Origin of the sequence: Mycobacterium sp., assembly GCF_035570115.1 — a bacterium.
Classification (GTDB): domain Bacteria; phylum Actinomycetota; class Actinomycetes; order Mycobacteriales; family Mycobacteriaceae; genus Mycobacterium.
Genome location: NZ_DATMLH010000030.1, coordinates 1 through 22,546 on the forward strand (window position 1 = coordinate 1; position 22,546 = coordinate 22,546).

General features: G+C 66.2%; 23 protein-coding genes and 1 pseudogene. 4 read left to right on the forward strand and 20 right to left on the reverse strand.

What is annotated here, in order from left to right; translation table 11 throughout:
* From VNW74_RS02130 to VNW74_RS02170, 9 genes and pseudogenes are all read right to left on the reverse strand, one after another.
* Positions 1-190 (reverse strand): annotated as a pseudogene (locus VNW74_RS02130) (acyl-CoA dehydrogenase); the annotation flags it as partial.
* A 13-nt stretch (positions 191-203) separates the two neighbouring features.
* Entirely contained in the window at positions 204-1,073 is an 870-nt protein-coding gene (locus tag VNW74_RS02135) for an SDR family oxidoreductase (RefSeq protein ID WP_325674960.1), read from the reverse strand.
* Between the two features lie 19 nt (positions 1,074-1,092).
* A complete protein-coding gene (locus tag VNW74_RS02140) occupies positions 1,093-1,953 on the reverse strand; it encodes a MaoC/PaaZ C-terminal domain-containing protein (RefSeq protein WP_325674961.1) in 861 nt (286 codons plus the stop codon).
* A gap of 13 nt (positions 1,954-1,966) precedes the next feature.
* On the reverse strand, positions 1,967-2,416 hold the full coding sequence (locus tag VNW74_RS02145; protein ID WP_325674962.1) for a type II toxin-antitoxin system Rv0910 family toxin: 450 nt from the start codon (positions 2,414-2,416) through the stop codon (positions 1,967-1,969).
* Between the two features lie 31 nt (positions 2,417-2,447).
* Positions 2,448-3,638: a lipid-transfer protein gene (locus VNW74_RS02150; RefSeq protein ID WP_325674963.1), complete on the reverse strand. Its 1,191-nt coding sequence runs from the start codon at positions 3,636-3,638 to the stop codon at positions 2,448-2,450.
* A gap of 415 nt (positions 3,639-4,053) precedes the next feature.
* Positions 4,054-4,695, reverse strand: a complete 642-nt coding sequence (locus tag VNW74_RS02155) for a TetR/AcrR family transcriptional regulator (RefSeq protein WP_325674964.1) — start codon at positions 4,693-4,695, stop codon at positions 4,054-4,056.
* Positions 4,696-4,793: 98 nt separating this feature from the next.
* Positions 4,794-5,669 (reverse strand): tRNA pseudouridine(55) synthase TruB, encoded by an 876-nt coding sequence (truB, locus tag VNW74_RS02160; RefSeq protein WP_325674965.1) that lies wholly within the window; start codon positions 5,667-5,669, stop codon positions 4,794-4,796.
* Entirely contained in the window at positions 5,666-6,334 is a 669-nt protein-coding gene (locus tag VNW74_RS02165) for a 4'-phosphopantetheinyl transferase family protein (RefSeq protein ID WP_414686579.1), read from the reverse strand. The genes truB and VNW74_RS02165 overlap by 4 nt, the downstream gene beginning before the upstream one ends.
* 14 nt (positions 6,335-6,348) lie before the next feature.
* Positions 6,349-7,326 (reverse strand): metallophosphoesterase, encoded by a 978-nt coding sequence (locus VNW74_RS02170; protein ID WP_325674967.1) that lies wholly within the window; start codon positions 7,324-7,326, stop codon positions 6,349-6,351.
* A gap of 186 nt (positions 7,327-7,512) precedes the next feature.
* Here VNW74_RS02170 and VNW74_RS02175 point away from each other — a divergent pair, with 186 nt between their 5' ends.
* Genes VNW74_RS02175 through VNW74_RS02185 form a run of 3 tightly spaced genes read left to right on the forward strand, consistent with a single transcriptional unit; the run spans position 7,513 to position 10,799 of the window.
* Positions 7,513-8,094: a DUF3558 domain-containing protein gene (locus VNW74_RS02175; RefSeq protein WP_325674968.1), complete on the forward strand. Its 582-nt coding sequence runs from the start codon at positions 7,513-7,515 to the stop codon at positions 8,092-8,094.
* Between the two features lie 32 nt (positions 8,095-8,126).
* Positions 8,127-9,809 carry a CocE/NonD family hydrolase gene (locus tag VNW74_RS02180; RefSeq protein ID WP_414686578.1) on the forward strand — a complete coding sequence of 561 codons (1,683 nt, stop codon included), beginning with the start codon at positions 8,127-8,129 and terminating at the stop codon, positions 9,807-9,809.
* A gap of 3 nt (positions 9,810-9,812) precedes the next feature.
* Complete coding sequence (locus VNW74_RS02185; RefSeq protein WP_325674969.1) at positions 9,813-10,799, forward strand: alpha/beta hydrolase; 987 nt, start codon at positions 9,813-9,815, stop codon at positions 10,797-10,799.
* Positions 10,800-10,817: 18 nt separating this feature from the next.
* Here the strand turns inward: VNW74_RS02185 and VNW74_RS02190 are convergent, their stop codons facing one another.
* The 3 genes from VNW74_RS02190 to VNW74_RS02200 all read right to left on the reverse strand — a co-directional run bounded on the left by VNW74_RS02190 (position 10,818) and on the right by VNW74_RS02200 (position 13,097).
* Positions 10,818-11,378 (reverse strand): DUF1802 family protein, encoded by a 561-nt coding sequence (locus VNW74_RS02190; RefSeq protein WP_325674970.1) that lies wholly within the window; start codon positions 11,376-11,378, stop codon positions 10,818-10,820.
* 11 nt (positions 11,379-11,389) lie between these two features.
* Complete coding sequence (locus VNW74_RS02195) at positions 11,390-11,638, reverse strand: DUF2277 domain-containing protein (RefSeq protein WP_325674971.1); 249 nt, start codon at positions 11,636-11,638, stop codon at positions 11,390-11,392.
* A 97-nt stretch (positions 11,639-11,735) separates the two neighbouring features.
* Positions 11,736-13,097 (reverse strand): cytochrome P450, encoded by a 1,362-nt coding sequence (locus VNW74_RS02200; RefSeq protein WP_325674972.1) that lies wholly within the window; start codon positions 13,095-13,097, stop codon positions 11,736-11,738.
* A 159-nt stretch (positions 13,098-13,256) separates the two neighbouring features.
* On the opposite strand from VNW74_RS02200, the gene VNW74_RS02205 reads away from it, so the two are divergent.
* Entirely contained in the window at positions 13,257-14,006 is a 750-nt protein-coding gene (locus tag VNW74_RS02205) for an enoyl-CoA hydratase (protein ID WP_325674973.1), read from the forward strand.
* 148 nt (positions 14,007-14,154) lie between these two features.
* Here VNW74_RS02205 and VNW74_RS02210 read toward each other — a convergent pair whose 3' ends face one another.
* The 8 genes from VNW74_RS02210 to nusA all read right to left on the reverse strand — a co-directional run.
* Entirely contained in the window at positions 14,155-14,370 is a 216-nt protein-coding gene (locus VNW74_RS02210; protein WP_325674974.1) for a hypothetical protein, read from the reverse strand.
* 164 nt (positions 14,371-14,534) lie between these two features.
* On the reverse strand, positions 14,535-15,668 hold the full coding sequence (locus VNW74_RS02215; protein ID WP_325674975.1) for a BTAD domain-containing putative transcriptional regulator: 1,134 nt from the start codon (positions 15,666-15,668) through the stop codon (positions 14,535-14,537).
* 157 nt (positions 15,669-15,825) lie between these two features.
* Positions 15,826-16,827, reverse strand: a complete 1,002-nt coding sequence (locus VNW74_RS02220) for a bifunctional oligoribonuclease/PAP phosphatase NrnA (RefSeq protein ID WP_325674976.1) — start codon at positions 16,825-16,827, stop codon at positions 15,826-15,828.
* Positions 16,802-17,287 carry a 30S ribosome-binding factor RbfA gene (rbfA, locus tag VNW74_RS02225; protein WP_325674977.1) on the reverse strand — a complete coding sequence of 162 codons (486 nt, stop codon included), beginning with the start codon at positions 17,285-17,287 and terminating at the stop codon, positions 16,802-16,804. Before rbfA ends, VNW74_RS02220 begins: the two co-directional genes overlap by 26 nt.
* Before the next feature lie 30 nt (positions 17,288-17,317).
* Positions 17,318-20,026 (reverse strand): translation initiation factor IF-2, encoded by a 2,709-nt coding sequence (gene infB / locus VNW74_RS02230; RefSeq protein WP_325674978.1) that lies wholly within the window; start codon positions 20,024-20,026, stop codon positions 17,318-17,320.
* 66 nt (positions 20,027-20,092) lie between these two features.
* The gene (locus tag VNW74_RS02235; protein ID WP_325674979.1) at positions 20,093-20,464 is read right to left on the reverse strand and encodes a YlxR family protein; all 372 of its coding nucleotides are present in this window, start codon (positions 20,462-20,464) and stop codon (positions 20,093-20,095) included.
* Between the two features lie 61 nt (positions 20,465-20,525).
* Entirely contained in the window at positions 20,526-21,623 is a 1,098-nt protein-coding gene (locus tag VNW74_RS02240) for a glycoside hydrolase family 172 protein (protein WP_325674980.1), read from the reverse strand.
* Positions 21,624-21,634: 11 nt separating this feature from the next.
* Positions 21,635-22,546, reverse strand: a 912-nt coding sequence (gene nusA, locus VNW74_RS02245) for a transcription termination factor NusA (RefSeq protein ID WP_325674981.1), incomplete at its 5' end; no start/stop codon positions are given.

Consider the following 22,546-nt stretch of genomic DNA (forward strand, 5'->3'; position numbering starts at 1 on the left):
TGTCCAGCATCGTCTTGACCGCTTCGGCCGCCAGCACATCCAGACCGAACTCGCTGAACAGCTTGCGGGCAACCGGGTAGGGCGAAAGCTCACCGGTTTCCAGTGCGTCAAGATTCGGCCGAATCTCTTTGTCGATGAACCCTCGCACCGTATCCCGCACGAGCAGGTCTGTTTCAGACCATTCGAACATCATCTGCTCCTGTTCAGTGCGGCAGTCGAGCGGCGATATCGTCGATCAGCCACAGACCGTCGGTCTCGATGGTGTCGACGTCGTGCCAACCGGACAGGGCCGAAATCGCGCCGCCCTGAACCGCATACACCTTGCCGGTGATCGGGCACTTCTCGGTGGCCAGGTAGGCCACCAGCGGGGAGATGTTGGCGGGACTGAACAGGTCGAGTTCGCCTTCCTCGGGTTCCGACATCAGCGAGCCCATGCCCGGCGTGGCCAGCGTCAGCCGGGTACGCGCGATCGGTGCGATCGCATTCACCCGCACGCCGTACCGCTCCAATTCTTCGGCCGCGATCAAGGTCAGCGCCGCGATGCCCGCTTTGGCCGAGCCGTAGTTGGCTTGGCCGGCGTTCGGGATTGTCACACCCGAACCCGAGGCGGTGTTGATCACCGCGGCATTGGGTTGATCACCGGCTTTCGACTGCGACTTCCAGTAGGCGGCCGCGTGATGCAGCATCGCGAAGTGGCCCTTCAAGTGGACCGCGATCACCGCGTCCCACTGCGCTTCCTCCATGCCGGCGATGAACGAGTCGCGCAAGATTCCCGCGTTGTTGACCAGAATGTCGAGGCCGCCGAACTCGTCGATGGCCTGTTGCACAACGCTTTCCGCGCCACTCCAGGTGGAGACGTTCTCGGTGTTGACGACGGCGGTGCCGCCGGCCGCGGTGATCTCTTCGGCTACCTGGTGGGCCGGCCCGGTGTCGGCGCCCTCGCCTTTGTTGCTGCCGCCGAGGTCGTTGACGACGATCTTGGCCCCTTCTTTGGCGAACAGCAGTGCGTGTTCGCGCCCGATGCCGCGGCCCGCGCCGGTGATGACCGCCACCCGGCCTTCCAATGCTCCCATTGATCGAACTCCCTTGTTGTCAGTCGGCTATTACCGCGAGGCCGTCAGTGATGACGAAGTCACCACCGCGGGCGGTCTCGAATGCGTAGCTTGTCGTTCCGTTGGCGCTTCCGACGGACCAGATCCTGGTCTCCAGGTCGTCACCGGGCAGCACCGGCTTGGAGAACCGGACCGCGAAGCGCTTGAGCCGGTTGACATCCGAACCGGCCAACTCGGTGAGCACCGCCCACGAGGTGAACGCCATGGTGCACAGCCCGTGTGCGATGATGCCCGGCAGCCCGACGTCTTTGGCCACCTCCTCGTCGAGATGTATCGGCATCGGATCACCGGCGGCCGGCGCGTAGCGGAAAGTCTGGTCGGTGTCGATGTGCTGAACGACCTTGACTACCGGCGCCCGCTCCCGCAGCTTCTCGTCGAACTTGTGGTCGGGGCTCAGTTCGCCGACCGCCTTGCCGACATTGAAGCCACGCACGAACGTCGTGACGTACTGTTCGTTGACCAGCTCGCCGTCCTCGGTGCGGCATTCGAGCAGGATTGCCGCGCGGGTGCCTTTCTCCAGTCCCTGGTATCCGATCATCTTGCCGCGCGAGACCAGCTTGTCCCCGGGGCGGATCGGCCGGTGGAAGTGGAAGTCTTGTTCGCCGTGGACGATTCGTGGGATGGCCTCGACGGGCATCACGTCGACGGCTGGGGCGAGTAGGGCTTCGAAAACGGGGACGATGGCGAACACCGGCGGCGCAACGTCCCCGCTGCGGTGCGCTTCGATGGGGTCGTTGGTGGCCGCCGCATACTCTGCGAGCCGCTCCCGGGTCACGTCGAACCGCTCGTCGTCGGTCCAGCGGTCCAAGCCGCTATCGTCGAACTCCAATTCTTCGGTCATCGAACGACGGCCTTTAGGCCTCGGTCTTCGGAGCCGACGCCAGCGCGTCGAGCTGGTCGAGCGTCTTGTCGAGTTGCTTGAAGCCGTCCTTTGCCACCGCCTTGCCAAGCGCGCCTTTGATCAGCGCGCCCTCAAAATCACCGAACACGGTGAATTTAGAAGCGCTTTCGATGGGTTCGATGATGAAGCTGAACTGCGCCTTGACGCCGGCCATCCCGGTGCCCGACAGCACCAGCCTGCGCGGCGCATCGACCGATTCGATCGTCCACTCGATTTTGTTGGCCATGCCCAGCATCACGATCTTGGCGGTCAGCTTCGACCCCTCGCTGAGCGCGGCGGGCGGTTCCTCCAGCCACTTTTCGTGCACGGTGAACCATTTGTCCCAGTTGGCGAGGTCGCTGACGGTTCCCCACAGCGCTTCCGGGCTGGCCGACAGTTCTCGGGTGGCTTCGATGTGTCCCATGGGCGTTCCTTCCTGAGTCCTTGGTTGGCGGCTAGCGTTCGGCGCGTTGGTATGCGGTGATGACGGCGGCGCCGCCGAGGCCGATGTTGTGCTGCAGTGCCGCGGTCACGTTGTCGACTTGCCGCTTGTCGGCGGCGCCGCGCAGCTGCCAGTTCAGCTCGGCGCACTGCGCCAATCCGGTGGCGCCGAGCGGATGCCCTTTGGAGATCAGCCCACCGGATGGGTTGACCACCCACCGTCCGCCATAGGTGGTGTCGCCGTTGTCGATCAGCTTGGCCGCTTCGCCCTCGGCGCATAGGCCCAACGCCTCGTAGAGCAGCAGCTCGTTGGCCGAGAAGCAGTCGTGCAACTCGATCACCTGAAACTCCTCGGGCCCCAGTCCGGACTGGTCGTAAACGCGTTGGGCGGCCTGCACATTCATGTCGTAGCCGATGAGTCCCTTGCAGGTGCCGTCGAAGCTGCTGGCGAAATCGGTGGTCATCGCCTGCCCGACGATCTCCACGGCCCGCCCGGCCAGGCCGTGCTTGTCGACGAACGCCTCGGAGGCCAGGATCGCCGCGCCCGATCCGTCAGACGTCGGCGAACACTGCAGCTTGGTCAGCGGGTCGTAGATCATCCGCGACGCGAGGATGTCGTCCAGCGTGTAGGACTCCTGGAACTGCGCGTACGGGTTATTCACCGAATGCTTGTGGTTCTTGTATCCGATCTTGGCGAAATGCTCCGCGGTGGTGCCGTATTGCTTCATGTGTTCGCGACCGGCGGCCCCGAACATCCACGGCGCCGGCGGAAAGAGCACCTCGGAGATTTCGGCCATCGCCATCATGTGCTTGTCCATCGGCTGGGTGCGGTCGTCGTACGTCGACGCCAGCGACCCGGGCTTCATCTTTTCGAACCCCAGCGCAATCGTGCAGTCGGCAAGGCCGCCGCGAATCGCTTGGGCGGCAAGGTATAACGCGGTCGAACCGGTCGAGCAGTTGTTGTTGACGTTGACGATCGGAATCCCGGTCATGCCCAGCTCGTAGAGAGCCCGCTGGCCCGACGTCGACTCGCCGTAGACGTACCCGACGTAGCCTTGCTCGACCGCGGTGTAGTCGATGCCCGCGTCCTCGAGTGCCTTGGTACCCGACTCGCGGGCCATATCCGGGTAATCCCAGCCCTCGCGGCGGCCCGGTTTCTCGAACTTCGTCATACCCACACCGACGACGTAGACCTTGTTAGACATCGCACTCCTTTGGACGAGGTTGACACGAGCGGCCAGCCGCTTGCGTCATAACATACATGGCTGATTGTATCTTTACTAATCCACTGGGGCAGGGGAAGATCTTGGGTGCGGGGGCCCCCTCCATCCAGGCGGGCGTGTACGACATTGGTGATCCGCTGCGCGCGGCGTTGACCAGCCTCGGCGACCCTGACCAGCTCGCGGAGGGCGTCTACGCCCTCGAACAGGTGCTACCCACCCTCCTCGAGGTGCCCGATGATCTGCTCACCGACGGTGTCCATTTCGCGGCTACCGGGCTCCAGGATTTGGTCGCGAATCCCCACCGGAGACCTCACCCTGTCGCTATTTGGCGGTCTGCTTCCCCTGCTGGGATTGGAAGCGCTGCTGACGGGAGCTTCGCTGAGCATCTGAGCGAGACTTAGCCCGGTGTCTCGGCCGGCAAGGCGTCAGCGAAGAGCACACGCAAGTGCTCGCAGGCCCGGTCCCAGCGCCGGCGCGCACGCGCGGGGTCGCGGTCGACGAAATTGGCCACCAGGATCCCCCGCAGCGCGTCCATCGCCGTGTAGACGATGTTGCGAATCTTCTTTTGCGCCGGATGGTCTGGCGTCAACTGCGCAATCGCGGAGATCAGCGTGCTGTTGACGACCGGTTCGACGCGCTCGATGTGCTGGGCCAGCACCGAATCGGTGCGGGCCGCAACCCACAGTTCCACGGCCGCCGTGAACATCGGGCCCTGATGCGCCTCCCACAAGAAGTCCAGGATCGTCGCCACCGGGTCGGGACTAGCTTGAACGCGACCGAGTTCGCGGACCGCGGCTTGCGCGCGTTGTTGTGCGAGATGCTCGATCGCCGCGACCACCAGATCTTCCTTTGACCGGAAGTGGTGGATCTGTGCGCCCCGGGTGACACCGGCCAGCTCAGCGACCCGCGGCGTGGTGGTGCCGGCGTAACCGTAGGACACCAGACACTCGACGGTGGCGTCCAGCAACCGCGTACGCATGGCGGCGCTGCGCTCTGCTTGCGTCCGCCGTACACGCTGCCCGTTGACTTCCGCCGCCATGACGACCGCCGCTCTCCTTTCCGTGCTTATCGCCGCGAAGGGTAACTTACATTCTGTTCTGAAGGTTATATTAGCGGAAATTTCCAGGTCGACGTGCCTTACAGCGTGGCCGGCCGGATGACGACGACCGACTTCGTCCGCGGGCCGTCGTCGCGCAGCAGCGCGATAACCCGGCCGTCGGCGTCCTGCGCGGCGTAGACGCCGTCGATGCCGGCCGGCCCCAGCGCGCGGCCATTGGCGGCCGCGTCGGCCTCCTCGGCGTTGAGGCCGCGGCGCGGAAACATCTGCAAGCACGCCTCATCGAGGGTGAGGCTCAGCTGAGGCCGCTCGGCCAGCTCGTCGAGTGAGCGTGCCTGGTCCAGACCGAACCTGCCGACCCGGGTGCGCCGCAGCGCGGTCAGGTGACCGCCGACCGTCAGCGCGTCGCCGAGATCGCGGGCCAGGGCGCGGATGTAGGTCCCGGAGGAACAGTCCACCTCGACATCGAGATCGATGAACCGTCCGCGGCGAAGGGCCGACATCTCGAACCGATCGATGCGCACCGGCCGGGCGGCCAGTTCCACGGTGTGCCCCTCGCGCGCCAGGCGATAGGCCCGCTGCCCGCCGACCTTGACCGCGCTGACCGTCGACGGCACCTGCATGATGTCACCGCGCAACTCGGCGATCGCCGCGGCGATAGTCGCCTCGGTCAGGTGCTCCGTCGAGACTTCCTGCAGCAGTTCGCCTTCCGCGTCCTCCGTGGACGTGGTTTGGCCCAGGCGGATGGTGGCCGCATACGACTTCGACGCGCCGGTCAGCAACCCCAAAATCTTGGTGGCTCGGTCTACCCCGATCACCAACACGCCGGTGGCCATCGGGTCCAGCGTCCCGGCGTGACCTACTCGCCGGGTGCCGAAGATGCGTCGGCAACGCCCGACCACGTCGTGGCTCGTCATCCCGGCCGGTTTGTCGACAATGACAAGGCCGGCGTTCATAACACGATCGCCGTGAGCACCAATTCCCGTTCGACCGACCACCGTCCGGCCAGTGACTTCAGCGGCGGGCCTGAGAGCGTGGCGCCGTCGATCAAGATCACCGCTTCGAAACTGCCGGCCGAGCCGGAACCGTCGATATCGAATGTGATGTGTGCGTCTTCGAAACCCAGCCAGCGCTTGGTCAGCGGGAACCACGCCTTGTATGTTGCCTCTTTGGCGCAGAACAGGATTCGATCCCAGTGCACACCGGCTGGCAGGACGGACATTTCACCGCGTTCCGCTTCCAGGCTGATGGCATCGAGCACACCGTCCGGCAACACGTCGTGCGGCTCGGCGTCGACTCCCACCGAGCGCACCACCGCACCGCGGCCGACCACCGCACCACGGTAGCCCGCACAGTGGGTAAGGCTGCCGACCACACCGTCGGGCCAGCACGGTTCGCCCTTGTCCCCCTTGAGGATCGGGACCGGCGGAAACCCGAGTTCGCCCAGGGCCAGACGAGCGCAGTACCGGACGGTGATGAATTCGTTGCGCCGCTTGGCCACCGACCGCGCGATCAACGGCTCTTCCTCGGGCATCGGTGCCAGCCCCGGCGGGTCGGAGTACAGCTCAACAGACGCCAGGTTGTCGACGGCCTCCCCCGCGCCGGACAGCACCGGCGACATGAGTTTGCTCAGCGTCATCGCGACTGCCGCTGGCGCAGTCGCTCTCGGAACTGCTGCACCTGGGCCCGCATCTCTTCGGTGATGACGAAATGACCGCCGAAATCGTTGAGATAGCCGGGCGCGTACTGCGGATCGGGTAGCACTTGGCGAAGCCAGCTGAACGGTTTGCGCCGGCGCCACTCTCGCGGATAACCCACCGAGACCTCTTCAAAGCGGACCCCGTCGTACCAGGTGGTGCGCGGAATGTGCAGATGGCCGTAGACCGAACAGATCGCGTTGTAGCGAGTGTGCCAGTCGGCGGTCTCGGTGGTTCCGCACCACAGCGAGAACTCCGGGTAGAACAGCGAATCGCAGGGTTCACGCACCATTGGGAAATGGTTGACCAGCACCGTCGGCGTCATCCAGTCGAGGTCTTCGAGCCGCTTGCGGGTGGCGACCAAGCGATCACGGCACCAGGCGTCGCGAGTGGCATACGGCTCGGGCGAGAGCAGGAACTCGTCAGTGGCCACGACGTTGCGTTCTCGCGCGATCGCCAGCCCCTCGGCTTTGGTGGTCGCGCCGTTCGGCAAGAACGTGTAGTCGTACAGCAGAAACAGCGGCACGATGGTGGCCGGGCCGCCCCGCTCGGTCCACACCGGAAACGGGTGCTCCGGGGTCACGATGCCCATCTCGTCGCACATGTTGACCAGGTAGTCGTAGCGCGCGCGGCCGAAGATCTGGTTGGGGTCCTTGTTGGTGGTCCACAGCTCATGGTTCCCGGGCACCCAAATCACCTTGGCGAACCGTCGCCGCAACACATCCAGCGACCAGCGAATGTCGTCGGTGCGCTCGGCGACGTCGCCGGCGACGATCAACCAGTCGTCCGGCGATGACGGGTACAGCGATTCGGTGACGGGCTTGTTGCCGAGGTGACCGACGTGCAGGTCGGAGATCGCCCACAGCGTCGGCTGCCGCGCGGTCGTCGGCTCCTGCCCGTGTTGTTGCCCAGCCACGGCTCCCAAGCCTAACGATCCCGCCGGTGGAGGCCTCCTCGACGGACTAGAACAGGTTCTCGTTTCCACTGTGACGGCGCAGTTGCGACTTGTACACTCCCCGCAAAGGCGGACCAACGTCCGGCGACGATGCGGGCCGCGCAGCAGCCCGAGGAGGAGCCGGACCACAGACCTGGAGGGGGTGTGATGGTCACCAAGCTGCGTCTACTCGCGGCGCTCGGTGCCCTGTTCACAGCGGTGGTGGTGGTGTCGCAGAGTGCGCCGCCTGCCACCGTCGCCATCCCGAAGGTGCAACTACGGTCCACCGCCGCACCGATGGATCCGCCCACGACGATGAAGAGCCCGATCGTGGCGACCACCGACCCGAGCCCTTTCGACCCCTGCCAGGACATTCCGTTCGACGTCATTTCTCGGCTGGGCCTGTCGTTCACTCCCCCCGCACACGAAGAAGGGCTGCGCTGCCACTACGACGCGGGCAACTATCAGTTGGCCGTCGAGCCGATCATCTGGCGCAATTACGACCAGTCGCTACCGGCCGACGCCATCGAGACGACGGTCAACGGCCACCGCGCGGCCCAGTACTGGAACATCAAGCCCACCTACCACAACAGCTACTGGTACATGTCCTGCATGGTGATCTTCAAGACCAGCTACGGGGTCATCCAGCAGTCGCTGTACTACTCGACGATCTACTCCAGCCCGGAAGTCGACTGCCCATCCACCAACCTGCAGCGGGCAAACGATCTTTCCCCTTACTACAAGTTCTAAGCCCACGTCCTTGGGTGCCATAACCTGATCTCGTGACTTCTTCATCCGCCACATCTGCCCGCCTTACCAGGTCGGCGCTGAGCTCACTGACCACGCGATTCGCCGGCCGTGCCCTCAGCCGGACGCTGCGCCTGCCCGCGCCCACCACCGGCTACACGGTCAGCCGCGTCGCGATCCCGATGCGCGACGGCGTCGAACTGGTGGCCGACCATTACGTGCCCGCCGGCGACACCGAACCGGTCGGCACCTTGCTGGTCCGCGGCCCCTATGGACGCACGTTTCCGTTCTCGCTGCTGTACGGCGCGCTTTATGCCGCTCGCGGTTACCGCGTGCTGCTGCAAAGTGTGCGGGGGACGTTCGGCTCGGGCGGCATCTTCCAGCCCATGGTTAACGAAGCGGCCGACGGCGCCGACACGGTCGCCTGGCTGCGGGAGCAGCCGTGGTTCGCCGGTCGCTTCGCCACCATCGGGATTTCCTATCTGGGGTTCACCCAGTGGGCGCTGCTGGAGGATCCACCGCCTGAGTTGGCTGCGGCCGTCATCACCGCGGGCCCTCATGATTTCAGCGCCGCGGCCTGGGGCACCGGCTCGTTCACGGTCAATGACTTTCTCGGGTGGAGCAATCTGATTGCCCACCAAGAAGATCCCGGACGAATCCGCGCCGGTATCCACCAGCTGCGCGCGCAGAAAAAGGTGATACAGGTCGCCGGTGAGTTGCCGCTGGGTGCGGCCGGCCGGGCGCTGTTGGGCACCGACGCGCCGTGGTGGGAGTCGTGGCTGGACCATCCCGATGACAACGAGCCGTTCTGGAAGCCGATGCGATTCGGCGCCGCGCTCGATCGGGTGCAGGTGCCGGTGCTGCTGATCAGCGGTTGGCAAGACCTGTTCCTTGGGCAGTCGCTCGAGCAGTATCGGCATCTTCGGGACCGCGGTGTCGACGTGGCGTTGACCATCGGGCCGTGGACACACACCCAATTGCTCTTCCAGGGTCTGCGGACCATTGTCGGGGAAACACAGGACTGGCTGGACACCCACCTCGGCGGTCGACCGGCCACCTCGCGACCCAGCAGACTTCGCGTGTTCGTTGCCGGCGAGGGCTGGCGCGAGGCGGCCGATTGGCCGCCGACCACCAGCGATCGCGCGCTGTACCTGCAGCCCGGCGGCGGCCTGGCCGACACGCCGCCGTCGACCGCGGCGGGGTCCTTCGCGTCCTCGCTGAGCTTTCGCTATGACCCGGCCGACCCGACGCCGACCATCGGGGGTCGACTGCTGTCGCCGGACGGCGGTTACCGGGACGACACCGCGTTGGTAGCGCGCAGCGACGTGCTCAGCTTCACCACCGATGTGCTCGACGAGGATGTGTGCGTGCATGGCAACCCGGTCGCCGAATTGGCGCATAGCTCCGACAACCCCCACGTCGACGTGTTCGTCCGGATCAGCGAGGTCGACGCCAGGGGCCGCTCCCGAAATGTCAGCGACGGCTATCGGCGGCTGGCCGAGGCGACCGACTCCGTCAGCGTCGAGCTCGACGCGATCGCCCACCGGTTCCGCGCCGGGTCACGCATCCGCGTGTTGATCGCCGGCGGCAGCCATCCCCGCTACGCCCGTAACCTCGGGACCGGTGAGGCCACGGCGACAGGCAGCCGACTCGAGCCCTCCACCCATGAGCTGCACTTCGGCGCTTCCCGGGTCGTGCTTCCGACCGAGAACGCCTAACCGATGGACATCTTCGACGACTGGCGAAGCGGCGGAACGGAAATCCATTGGCGGTCATCAACCGCGGCGAACGAGGAAGCGGAAGTCGCCGTCTTCACCCGTCGCTGCGGCACACCGGGTGCACCGGCGCTGGTGTGCGTGCACGGCTTCCCGACCGCAAGCATTGACTACTTCGCGCTGACACGCGAGTTGAGCGCGGACTTCGACATTTTTCTGCTGGACTTCCCCGGCTACGGACTCTCGGACAAGCCACCCGCACCTTACGTGTATTCGCTTTACGATGATGCGCGCCTGCTGATCCACGCAATCACGAACGTATGGCAACTCCAGCGATACACCATGGTGACCCATGACCGTGGCACCAGCGTCGGCATGATCGCGCTTTCGATGTTCGCGACGTCGGATCAGCGAAACACGCCTGCCGAAGTCATCTTGACCAATGCCAACATCTATCTCCCGTTGGCCAACCTCACCGCGTTTCAGACCGCGCTTCTCAACCCCGAAACGGCACGGAGCACCGCGGCCGCGACGACGCCGGAAATGCTTGCCGCCGGCATGGGAGCGACGACGTTCATGCCGCGCCGAACGCCCACCGATCCCGAGATCAGGGCGCTGACGAAATGCTTCGCGCACAACGACGGGATCGGGGTGCTACCGGACACGATTCAGTACTTGAATGAGCGCGCCGCCGACGAAACAAGTTGGCTCACTACACTTTCCGCAAACGATGTCAACACCAGCCTGGTGTGGGGCTTGCATGACAACGTCTCCCCTCTCCGGGTCGCGAACTTCGTCTGGCAGAAATTCCTCAAGGACAAGCCGGGACGAAACCGCTACTGGATACTGCCGACCGCCGATCACTATCTGCAATGCGATGCCGCGGCGCAACTGGCGCATGTGGTGCGACTCACCGCAGCCGCTGAGCCGACTGCGCTATGTACCCTCGGAGACCGGCCGGACGGCGCGGTACTGGTGGACCAGACTGCGTAAACGCGTTGCAGGCCAACCTTATCCGACGGCATCACGAACCCGGTCAGCGACTCGTCGTAGTGCCGCTTCGTCCTGCACCGGAGTGCCCAGCGACGGCCGCACAGGCAGCTGCACCCAGCTGGTGCAGCCGGCGTAGTCGGGCATGCGAGGCAGTTCCACCGGCTCGACCAAAGGGATGGCCGCCACGACCAGCACGGCCAGCCGGTGTTTGGGGCGAAAGTCCAGCCGGTCCTCACGCACGGACTGGGCAGTCCAAATGTGTAGATCCTCGATCGCATCGATGTTGTCGGGCCGGTTGACCGGCAGTGCCGCAACGACTTTCGCCGCCGCCCGAACCAGGACACGGTTGTCGGCGCTGTCGCCGGCCGCGGCCGTGAGCAAGTCCCGACATTCGGGCCGGACCCGCTCGGCGTGACTGTGCGCGACCGTCGGGAAAAACATGAACTCGCGGGCGGCAACCTCGAATCGCTTCTCGCCAATCCCGCCTTTGCGCAACAGCACCGACTGCCGGCCCGCCAGCAGCGCGTGCACCACCGCGCCCCACTCCTTGAGTGCCGGCACCGTAGCGGCTTGCGTCATCGGGCCCCGCGTCATCGCATCGCCAGCCGACGCAACGGCGGGGAGGTCTTCGGCGGCTGGCGGCGCGGCGGCAGGGCGGCAAGCAGCCGTGTCGTCGTCGCCGCGACTTGGGCCACCGCCACTTCGAAGGCCTCGGCGTTGGCCGACGAGGGATGCGTGATACCGCTGACCTTGCGCACATACTGCCGCGCCGCGGCGGCGATCTCCTCGGTCGTCGCCGGAGGCTCCAGTCCGCGCAGTTCGGTGATGTTCCGGCACATTCCTCAACGATAAGGCTTTCAGAATGGCTGCATCTGCACGGTGACGGTGCAATTCTCCCGGGGTGCTGCCTACTTCTTGACCTGCTCGGACTCTAGGTCACTTCCGCAGCCGTACACGGGCCGGGATGGGCGCGGCGGCGATCGTGGTGAACGGCACGGCGAGGGGAAAGTCGTCGTCGAGGGAGCGGATCTCGGCCAGCCGGATCGTGGTGGCCAGCCCCAGTGTGGCTTCGAGCATGGCGAAGTGATCGCCGATGCAGGATCGCGGCCCACCGCCGAACGGCAGGTACTGCCAGCGATCTCGGCCCTTCGAATTTTCCGGGCTGAATCGGTCGGGGTCGAACACCAACGGGTTGTCCCACAGGGCGGGATCGCGATGCAGGGCGTAAATCCCGACCATCACCATGGTGCCGGCTTCGACCCGATGGCCGTCGACCTCGATGTCCTGCATCGCCATGCGGGCCACCGCGGCGCCCGGTGGGCACAGCCGCAGCCCTTCGTGCAATACCTGGGTGGTGTACTCGAGCCGTGGAACGTCCTCGGGTCGCAGAGCGCGATCGCCCAATGCGGCGACTTCCGCGGCGACCCGGTCCTGCAGATCGGGATGGCGGCCCAGTGCCCACAACGCGTACGTCAGGGTGGTCGCCGTCGTGTCATGGCCGGCCAACAGGAAGATGAGCAGTTCATCGTAGATCTGGGCGTCGGACAATGGCTGTCCGGTCGCCGGGTCGGTCGCGCCAATCAGCGCGTGGACTAAAGGTGCGTCCCGGGCCGGATCGGCCCGGCAGGCCTGCACAATCTCGGCGGCGAGCTGATGCAGGGCGCTGCTGGCCGCGCGGGCACGGTGCCGTGCCGGGGTCGGCAGCCATCGCGGGGCGCGCACCGGCCGCAGGACGCGGTCCACCACGTAATTCACCACGGTAAGCAGCGGCTCCGCTAAGGCGTCGGCCCGCTCATCGAGGTCCAAGCCCAGCACCGAGCGGCCCAACACCCGAAGGGTCAACGTGCGGCATTCGGTGTCGAGATCGACTTCGGCGCCGTCGCGCCAGCCGCGGGGAACGCGTTCGGCGGCCTCGGCCATGTGGCCCGCGAAGGCAGCAACGTGCTGTTTGGTGAACACCGGCTGCAGCGCTCGCCGGCGCGGCAGCCAGGCGTCATGAGCGAGGTCAAACAAATTGCTTCCCATGACACGGCGCATTTCCTCGTGCATCGGCAGCGTCTTGTCGAGGAAGGCGTCTGGGCGGCCGAAGACATCGCGGGCACCCTTCGGTGACGTCACGACGACGATAGTCGGCGTAATCCACGTGGGCGCCAGGCTGCATCGCGTCACCGGCCCGCCGGCGTCACGCAGCGTTTCGAAGCCGCTGTGAAATGCCCGTACAGCCTTCACCTTTTGCAGATACGGCAGCGGATTCCCCGGCGCCAGCGGCAGCGCCGCGACCTGGACAGCCTCGGCCATGCTGATACCTCTTCCCGACGGCAGAAGTATTTCACCACTTGACCACGCGGACGCAGGTAGTCGATTACTCGATTGATCGCAGGGTTCGGTCGGGTTTGACTTCGGAAATGTCCTTGGGCTCACCGGGCGCGCCAGGTCGGACTGACTACGGTTGCGCTTATGACTGACGACATCCTGTTGATCCACACCGACGATCGGGTGCGCACCCTGACCCTGAACCGACCGCAATCGCGCAACGCGTTGTCGGCCGCACTGCGGGATCTTTTTTTCACGGCCCTGGCCGACGCCGAAGCCGACGACGCCGTCGACGTCGTGATCCTGACCGGCAGCGATCCGGTGTTCTGCGCGGGGCTCGACCTCAAAGAGTTGGGCGGCCAGTCGGCGCTACCCGACATCTCGCCGCGCTGGCCACCGTTGAGCAAGCCCGTCATCGGCGCGATCAACGGCGCCGCGGTCACCGGTGGGCTGGAGCTGGCGCTGTACTGCGACATCCTGGTCGCGTCGGAGCAGGCGCGATTCGCCGATACCCATGCTCGGGTCGGTCTGCTGCCGACGTGGGGGCTCAGCGTGCGGTTACCACAGAAGGTGGGCGTCGGACTGGCCCGTCGCATGAGCATGACCGGTGACTACTTGTCCGCCGAGGATGCGCTGCGGGCCGGCCTGGTCACCGAAGTGGTGCCACATGAGCGGCTGCTGACCGCCGCGCGGGAGGTGGCAAAGAGCATCGTCGGCAACAACCAGGACGCGGTGCGGGCTCTGCTGACGTCCTATCACCGGATCGACGAATCGCACACCAGCGCGGGGCTTTGGCTGGAAGCGATCGCAGCCAGGCAATTCCGGACCTCCGGCGACGACATTGCCGCCAACCGGGAAGCCGTGCTCAGTCGGGGTCGCTCACAGGTGCGCTGACGGCGCTGCCGCGGGAATTCGACGCTGAGGTAACCAAGGGTTCCTGGAGGGCGGGCTGGCCCACGTCCACTGGCACCCCGACAGCAATCTGCCCCGTTTCCGGAGGAAGAGAAACGGGGCAGACTGCGCCGGTGCCTGGTCCCCTCGATCAGGGCACCGTGGCGCGGATGGGGTGTGTCACGGCCCAAATGGGGTGTAGAACGTCCGCGGCGTAATGGCGCATTGGGTGCAGTGGTCCGCTGTACGGCACCCACGGGTCGGCGGAGGCGACGGCCGGCGCGAGCGATCCAAGGAGGGATAGAGCGACGGCGGCCAGCAGGCCGGCTGCTGTGACACGGAATTTCGAGATTTTCTTCGACTTCATGGTTGGGATTCCTTCCCGGGCAGTCGCGTCCTAGGTCCGGATGTAATCCGTCACTAGGTTCGGTTGCTTTCCCCGACACCACAAGCGTGCAGCAGCTGCCTTGACGGGTTCTGCAGAGATTCTTGCGGAATTCTTGCGTTTGCTAGACGCGGTATCTGCGCGGCTCAGCGGGCTCGGATTTGGAAGGTGAACTCGTGGCCGCCGATCCGGATGTGGTCGCCATCAGCGAGGGTGGCGCTGCTTCGGATGCGCCGGCCTTGCACCAGGACTCCGTTGGTCGATCGCAGATCGCTGATCACAAAACTGCTTCCGGTGTCGATGACGACGGCGTGGTGGCGACTGACGTCGTCGTCGTCGAGCACGATGTCGTTGTCAGGTCGGCGGCCAATCCGGGTCGAAACCTGCAGCCGATAGCGCTGTCCGTCCTTGGCTCGCAGCTCGGCGACGGCCGACGGGTGAGCCAACGTGCCAGTGTGCGGGGCAAGATCGACGACGCTGCGCTTGGCGGTCGTCTGCGCCGTATGTTGGGTGTCCAGGGGTTCCTGGCGCAGCATCCGCTCATACAAGGTTCTGATGGTGGGACCGGGATCGATGCCGAGATTCTCGGCCAAGTTCGTTTTCAGTCTCAGATACGCGTTGAGCGCGTCGGATTGGCGCTCCGTGACGTAGTAAGCGGTGATCAGCTGCGCCCACAGCCGTTCTCGAAAGGGATGTTCGGCGCTCAGCACCTCCAGGCGAGGGATCACGGTGTCGGCGCGCCCGCACGCGATCTCGGCTTCGGCGAGGGCGGTTTGGGCCACCACTCTGACCTCGGACAGCGCGGTGGCAAACGTATCGACGAAGGCGAATTCGCTGAGGTCATCGAGGACGGGCCCGCGCCACTCGGCCAGCGCGGCCGACAGGTAGCCGCTGGCCTCTTCGAACTGTCCCCCCGCGGCGGCGTGGACCCCCGCGTTCTTTGCGGTGATGAAACGCCCGAGATCGCAGTCGGCGTCCGCGACGCTGAGTTGATACCCCGGCGGAGCGCTCGCCAGCACCGTGTTCGGGTCGTACCCCGCGGTGCTGAGCAGGCGGCGCAGGTTGGACACGTAGGAATGGATGCTTGTTCGTGCCGCAGGCACAGGATTCTGGTCCCAAACCGCATCGATCAGCGACTCGACCGACACCGGCCGGTTTCGGTTGATGACCAGCATGGCCAACACCGCCCGCTGCTTCGGGGCACCCAACGGCACCGGGGTGCCGCTCGTGTTCAGCTGCAACGGTCCCAAGACACCGAACCCGCGACCCGCGTTTCCCATCGTGCTGCCCGCCTTTCAGGTCTGCGTGGGCGTCAGCACACCATTGTGACCGCAACTGGCGAATGCGCCGTGACCTGAGGTGCCGCGCCGCATTTGCGCGCTCAGCTATCACCGAAGACGGACTAACTGCGTGCCGCCTGCGGTCGGCCAGGGCCGGTCACCCTAGCGCGGCGCCCAGCGAAGCCACCACATCGTCGATCGAGCCGGTGGTCGAGTAGCCGGCGGCCAGCTTGTGACCGCCGCCGCCGAATGTCGAAGCGACGGTAGCGAGATCCACCGCGGCCTTTGCCCGCATCGACACCGACCACTGCAGCGGCTCGATCTCTTTGAACACCGCCGCCACCTCGGCCTGCTGTGTGGTGCGGACGATGTCGACGATGCTCTCCACTTCTTCCAGCCGTGCACTCATCCATTCCTGGTGTCCGACAATGGCGTACACCAGGCCGCGACCGTCGACAGCGTCCGGCAACAGCCGCGCCGAACCCAACACCCGAGACAGCATCATCAGCCAGCGGAAGGGGTGGGTGTCCATCAGTGACCGGCTGATCGCGGCGTTGTCGACGCCCAACTCGACCAGCCGCGCCGCCAGCCGATGTGCGCGCGCGCTGGCCCACCGGAATGACCCGGTATCGGTCGTCAGCCCCGCGTAAAGACAGTGCGCCACTTCGGTGTCGATCGGCTTGCCCCACGCGTCGAGTAGCTCGGCAACCAGCATGGTGGTGGAGTCCGCCGACGGATCGACGAAGTTCACGGTGCCGAATAGCTGGTTCGAGGCGTGGTGGTCGATCACCAGCAGTTCTTGCCCGGTACCGGCCATTTCGCGCAGGTCTCCGAGCCGGTTGATGCTCGGAATATCCACGGTCACAACCAGATCGACATCGCGACGCATGGCGTGGGGATCGACCAGCAGTTGCCCGCCGGGCAGCGACCGCAAAGACTCCGGAAGCGCTGCCGGGGCCGCGAAGCTGACCTCGACGGCCTTGCCGCACTGGTCCAGCACCAGGGCCAGCCCGAGGCCGGCGCCAATCGTGTCAGCGTCGGGGTAGACGTGGCAGACCACCGCGACCGTGGCGGCGGCGGACACTACCTCGGCGGCTCCGACGGCGTCGACGCGTCGCGCCGTGGCGGTCGATTCAGTCTTCGAGTTGATCGTCGTCATCGGCGCCTTCCCCGTCAGGTCCATCCGCGTCGCCGGGCACCCGATAGGGGTCGGCCTCTCCGGCGGGCTTGGCACCTTCGCGAACCCGAGCCACGTCCGCGTCGGCGGCACGCGCGCGGGCCAGCAACTCTTCCATTCGCTGCACCGAGTCGGACACCGTGTCCCGGGTGAACGTCAGTGTGGGAGTGAACCGTACGCCGGTGCCGGCGCCAACCTTGGTGCGCAGCACGCCCTTGGCGCGTTCGAGGGCCGCCGCCGCGCCTTCGTAATCGGGCTCGTCATCCAGCGTCGACCCCATCACGGTGTAATACAGCGTCGCGTCGTGCAGGTCACCGGACACCTTGGCGTCAACGATGGTCACGCCGGCCAATCCTGGGTCTTTGATCTCGTACTCGATCGCCGAGGCGATGATTTCGGAGATCCGCTTGGCCAGCCGGCGGGCCCGTGCCGGGTCAGCCATGCCGGATATTCAGGTTGTCGGCACTCATGTTCAGGCGCGTTCCTTCTGAACCAGCTCGTAGGTTTCGATGACGTCGCCTTCTTTGATGTCGGAGTAGGTCAGCGTCAGACCACACTCATATCCGTCGCGGACCTCCGTGACATCATCCTTCTCCCGTCGCAGCGACGCCACCGTGAGGTTGTCGGACACCACGATGTTGTCCCGCAGCAACCGGGCTTTGGCGTTGCGGCGCACCACACCGGAAGTCACCAGGCAACCGGCGATCACACCGACCTTCGACGAGCGGAACAGCGCGCGGATCTCGGCACGACCCAGCTGGTTCTCCTCGTAGATCGGCTTGAGCATGCCGCGCAGGGCCTTCTCGATCTCGTCGATCGCCTGATAGATCACCGAGTAGTAGCGGATGTCCACACCTTCACGGTTGGCCAGCTCGGTCGCCTTGCCCTCGGCACGCACGTTGAAGCCGATGATCACCGCGTCCGAGGCCGACGCCAGGTTGACGTTGGTCTCGGTGATACCGCCGACACCGCGGTCGATGACGCGCAGTTCCACCTCGTCGTCGACGACGATCCCCATCAAGGCCTCTTCCAGCGCTTCGACGGTACCGGCGTTGTCGCCCTTGAGGATCAGGTTCAGCTGGCTGGTTTCCTTCAGCGCCGAGTCCAGGTCCTCCAGACTGATCCGCTTGCGAGAGCGCGCCGCCAGGGCGTTGCGCTTACGCGCGCTGCGCCGGTCGGCGATTTGGCGGGCAATGCGGTCCTCGTCGACCACCAGGAAGTTGTCGCCTGCGCCGGGCACCGACGTGAAACCGATGACCTGCACCGGCCGTGACGGCAGCGCTTCCTCGATGTCGTCGCCGTATTCGTCGACCATCCGGCGGACCCGGCCATAGGCGTCGCCGGCGACGACCGAGTCGCCGACGTGCAGCGTGCCGCGCTGTACCAGCACGGTGGCCACCGGACCGCGGCCGCGGTCCAGGTGCGCCTCGATCGCCACACCCTGGGCTTCCATGTCGGGGTTGGCCCGTAGATCCAGCGCGGCGTCGGCGGTCAGCAGCACCGCCTCCTCCAGCGCCTCGATGTTGGTGCCCTGCTTGGCCGAGATGTCGACGAACATCGTGTCGCCACCGAAATCCTCTGCCACCAGACCGTATTCGGTCAGCTGAGCCCGGATCTTGGCCGGGTCGGCACCTTCCTTGTCGATCTTGTTCACCGCCACCACGATCGGCACGTCGGCCGCCTGCGCGTGGTTGATGGCCTCCACCGTCTGCGGCATCACACCGTCGTCGGCGGCCACCACCAGGATCGCGATGTCGGTGGCCTTGGCACCGCGGGCACGCATGGCGGTGAACGCCTCGTGACCCGGGGTGTCAATGAAGGTGATCAGCCGCTCGTCGCCGTCGAGGTCGACGGACACCTGGTAAGCACCGATGTGCTGGGTGATGCCACCGGCCTCGGCCTCGCGGACGCTGGCATTACGGATGGTGTCCAGCAGTCGGGTTTTACCGTGGTCGACGTGACCCATCACGGTCACCACCGGCGGGCGGGTCTGCAGGTCTTCCTCGCCACCCTCGTCTTCGCCGTAGCTCAGATCGAAGGATTCCAGCAGCTCGCGGTCTTCGTCCTCGGGGCTGACGACCTGAACGACGTAGTTCATTTCGCCGCCCAGCAGCTCGAGCGTCTCGTCGCCGACCGACTGGGTCGCGGTCACCATCTCGCCGAGGTTGAACAGCGCCTGCACCAGCGCGGCCGGGTTGGCATCGATCTTCTCGGCGAAATCCGACAGCGACGCGCCACGGGCCAGCCGGATGGTCTCGCCATTGCCGTGCGGTAGCCGCACGCCGCCGACGACCGGCGCCTGCATGTTCTCGTACTCGGCGCGTTTCGCCCGCTTGGACTTGCGGCCGCGCCGCGGCGCGCCGCCAGGACGGCCGAACGCGCCGGCAGCACCGCCGCGCTGGCCGGGGCGTCCACCACCGCCACCACCGCCGCCGCCGGGACGGCCACGGAACCCGCCACCACCGCCGGGTGGAGCACCAACGCCACCACCGCCGCCGGCGCCGCCGCGGTAGTTACCGCCGCCACCGCCGCCGGGCCGACCGCCACCCGGACCACCTGGCCGACCGCCGACGCCGCCGGGTCGTGGCGCGCCGGGACGTGGTGGACGACCTTGTCCAGCACCGGAGCCGCCGCCAGGGCGGGGTGGCATGCTGCCGGGCGACGCGCCCGGGCGGGGGGCACCGGGGCGGGCGGCACCCGGACGCGGGGCCGGCGGACGCGGAATTGGCCGGTCCACCGGCTGTGCCGTCGAGAACGGGTTGTTGCCGACGCGCGGCGTGCGAGCCGCCGGCTTCGGGACCGGGCGCGGGCCGGGCATAGGTCCGGGCCGCGTCGGGGTCGGCGACGGTGCCGTCGCCTGCGGCTGTTCCGGGGCCGGGGCCGGCGGCGCGGCCGGCTCCGGCGCGCGCGGCGGGGCCGGTTTGGGACCGGCGGGTTTCGGCGCCGTTGCAGCGGCCTGGACCCCCTGGTCTTTGGCTGCGGCCGCGCCGTTGCCGGCGGTCTTCTCCTGCGCGGGCTTGCTGCCTCCGAACGACTCACGCAGCCGACGCGCGACCGGCGCTTCTACCGTCGACGATGCGGATTTAACGAATTCGCCCTGTTCGCTGAGCCGGGCGAGTACTTCTTTGCTGGTAACACCGAGTTCCTTAGCTAACTCGTGTACGCGCGCCTTGCCTGCCACTACATCTCCTGTCTATGAGGCGACAGCTGTGGTCGGCCGCGCCTCGGGTTTAGCTATGACGCATGGTCATCGAGACTTCACGGTGTGCTCATGTTCTTCGCTACCTGTTCTGTTGGCGGGATGATCGGGCGCGTCCAAAAACTCGATGTGCTCGACCACCGCTGATGCGTCCAGTGCTCCGGCGATCCGCAACGCTCGCGCGAACGCTCGCCGCCGGATCGCTTCTTGTGCGCACTTCGGAATGGGATGCAGCCATGCACCCCGCCCCGGAAGACTACCTGCTGGGTCAACCCTCACGGCGTATTTACCGTTCCCGGTCGACACAGCCACCACTCGAAGCAGTTCGACGGCCAACTCTCGCTTTCGGCAACCGACACACGTCCGCACCGGTCCATCGACGCGTCGATGTGCGGAGGCCGAAGTCTCGCGCTGGATCACGGCTTAGTTTACCTGCACCGAACCGGTGGTCAGCACCACCCGCGGTGTCCGGCGGGCGCGGTTAGCTGGACGGCCCCATCGGCTCCGCGCCCACCTCGAGATAGTCGGCGTCGGGCAGCGCCGGGCGTGGCGCCGACGGGCGGTCCAGGTAGAAGATCGCGGTCGAGGCGATGTCGTCATGTCGCGGCCGGTAGCGCCGCTGCGGCGTCCAACCGAGGGCCTGGATGTCCACCCGCAGATCGGCGCTGAAGTGGATCGGGTCGAGAACGTGCCAGCGGTACATGCCGAACCGCTGCTGGCTGCGATACAGCCCGTCCGGGCGAATGACCTGATGCAAACCGAGAAACGGTGTCGAGTAGGTCGTATAACCCTGGCCAGGCACATCGAAGTTCCAGGCGCCGCCGAAATAGTCCTCGGTACCGGTGCCACAGATCGTGGGGAACTCCTCGTCGCCGTCGAGGTAGAACTTGACTTCGCCCTCACCCCACCAGCCGGGGTGGTTGGCGCCCCACGCCAGATAGGTGCCGACGTAGTTCCCCGCGCCGTGGACACGATCCAGGATCGGGTGCAGCGTGCCGGCGGCGAGCGGGTTGCTCCGGCGAAACTGGCAGTGCAGATAACCCGTATCGGCCATCTCGGTTGCGAAGTCCACGTCGATCTCGTAGCTGATCTGGTAATAGACGACGGCGGTCCGCGGCGCGCGGTTCTCCAATGTCAGCCGGGCATGCCGGGGCACCGGCATCGGCCAGTAACTGTTGAAGCCGCCGTGCGGATTGACGGCGATCGGCAGTGACGATAGCTGGGCGAACTCACACCAGCCCTGACCGAAGAAGTCGCCAAGTGGGACCTCGATCGCGGGCTGGTCTGCGCCGTCCCAATAGGCGCGCAGGATCAGGCTGCGCCAATTGCTGTGGTGGGCGGTCAGCCAGAGGTGCGTGATGAGCGCCGGCCCGTCAATGGCGGCCAGCTCGAACGTGGTCTGTCCACCGATTTCGACGCTGGGCGAGACCTTCCAGCCCACGCCGAGGTCTGCCGCGCAGGCCGCGCCGGTGCCCGCTTCGGCGCGGGCACCGCCGCCCTTCGCCCCATCGAAGTTTTCCGGGCTGATCGAACGGGACTGGGCACCGCTCAATCGGGCCAGGGAACGCAGGTCGGTCACGGGTCACCGGGTCAGCGGTCGTGTGCCATCCCGTGGGTGGCGCCATGCCCCGGGTGCTCCGCCGGCTGATCGGGCGAATCCCCGCGGATGTCGATGCGCCAGCCGGTGAGCCGGGCCGCCAGTCGGGCGTTCTGGCCCTCCTTACCGATGGCCAGCGACAGCTGAAAGTCGGGCACCACCACCCGAGCCGCCCGGGCGTTCTGGTCGATCACGGTCACCGAAACCACCTTTGCCGGCGACAGCGCGTTCGCCACGAACCGAGCCGGGTCCTCGTCGTAGTCGATGATGTCGATCTTCTCCCCGGACAGCTCACTCATCACATTGCGCACCCGCTGACCCATCGGGCCGATGCAGGCGCCCTTGGCGTTCAGACCGGGAACCCGAGAAGCAACCGCGATCTTCGACCGGTGGCCGGCTTCGCGTGCCACCGCGACAATCTCCACCGACCCGTCGGCGATCTCGGGGACCTCCAGCGAGAACAGCTTGCGCACCAAGTTGGGGTGAGTGCGGGACAACGTGATCACCGGTTCGCGGGAGCCGCGGCTCACGCCAACCACGTAGCACCGCAGCCGTTCACCATGCTCGTAAACCTCACCGGGAACCTGCTCAGCCGCCGGGATCACGCCCTCGGATCCCTTGGTCTCGCTGCCCATTCGGACCACGACGAAGCCGCGTGCATTGGCCCGGCTATCACGTTGCACGACACCGGCAACGATCTCGCCCTCGTGGGTCGAGAACTCGCCGAAGGTGCGCTCGTTCTCGGCGTCGCGAAGCCGTTGCAGCATGACCTGCCGTGCGGTGGTGGCCGCGATCCGCCCGAAACCCTCCGGAGTGTCTTCCCATTCGCTGAGCACAATCCCGTCGTCGTCGAGCTCACGGGCGAACACCTGGACGGCACCGGTTTTGCGGTCGATTTCGATATG

Coding starts and splice junctions, on each gene's coding strand:
- VNW74_RS02155 (WP_325674964.1), bottom strand. CDS start 4,695: ATGGCGGCGGAAGTCAACGGGCAGCGTGTACGGCGGACGCAAGCAGAG.
- VNW74_RS02140 (WP_325674961.1), bottom strand. CDS start 1,953: ATGACCGAAGAATTGGAGTTCGACGATAGCGGCTTGGACCGCTGGACC.
- VNW74_RS02175 (WP_325674968.1), top strand. CDS start 7,513: ATGGTCACCAAGCTGCGTCTACTCGCGGCGCTCGGTGCCCTGTTCACA.
- VNW74_RS02210 (WP_325674974.1), bottom strand. CDS start 14,370: ATGAAGTCGAAGAAAATCTCGAAATTCCGTGTCACAGCAGCCGGCCTG.
- truB (WP_325674965.1), bottom strand. CDS start 5,669: ATGAACGCCGGCCTTGTCATTGTCGACAAACCGGCCGGGATGACGAGC.
- rbfA (WP_325674977.1), bottom strand. CDS start 17,287: ATGGCTGACCCGGCACGGGCCCGCCGGCTGGCCAAGCGGATCTCCGAA.
- VNW74_RS02220 (WP_325674976.1), bottom strand. CDS start 16,827: ATGACGACGATCAACTCGAAGACTGAATCGACCGCCACGGCGCGACGC.
- VNW74_RS02205 (WP_325674973.1), top strand. CDS start 13,257: ATGACTGACGACATCCTGTTGATCCACACCGACGATCGGGTGCGCACC.
- VNW74_RS02185 (WP_325674969.1), top strand. CDS start 9,813: ATGGACATCTTCGACGACTGGCGAAGCGGCGGAACGGAAATCCATTGG.
- VNW74_RS02215 (WP_325674975.1), bottom strand. CDS start 15,668: ATGGGAAACGCGGGTCGCGGGTTCGGTGTCTTGGGACCGTTGCAGCTG.
- VNW74_RS02190 (WP_325674970.1), bottom strand. CDS start 11,378: ATGACGCAAGCCGCTACGGTGCCGGCACTCAAGGAGTGGGGCGCGGTG.
- VNW74_RS02165 (WP_414686579.1), bottom strand. CDS start 6,334: ATGTCGCCGGTGCTGTCCGGCGCGGGGGAGGCCGTCGACAACCTGGCG.
- VNW74_RS02195 (WP_325674971.1), bottom strand. CDS start 11,638: ATGTGCCGGAACATCACCGAACTGCGCGGACTGGAGCCTCCGGCGACG.
- VNW74_RS02150 (WP_325674963.1), bottom strand. CDS start 3,638: ATGTCTAACAAGGTCTACGTCGTCGGTGTGGGTATGACGAAGTTCGAG.
- VNW74_RS02145 (WP_325674962.1), bottom strand. CDS start 2,416: ATGGGACACATCGAAGCCACCCGAGAACTGTCGGCCAGCCCGGAAGCG.
- VNW74_RS02135 (WP_325674960.1), bottom strand. CDS start 1,073: ATGGGAGCATTGGAAGGCCGGGTGGCGGTCATCACCGGCGCGGGCCGC.
- VNW74_RS02200 (WP_325674972.1), bottom strand. CDS start 13,097: ATGGCCGAGGCTGTCCAGGTCGCGGCGCTGCCGCTGGCGCCGGGGAAT.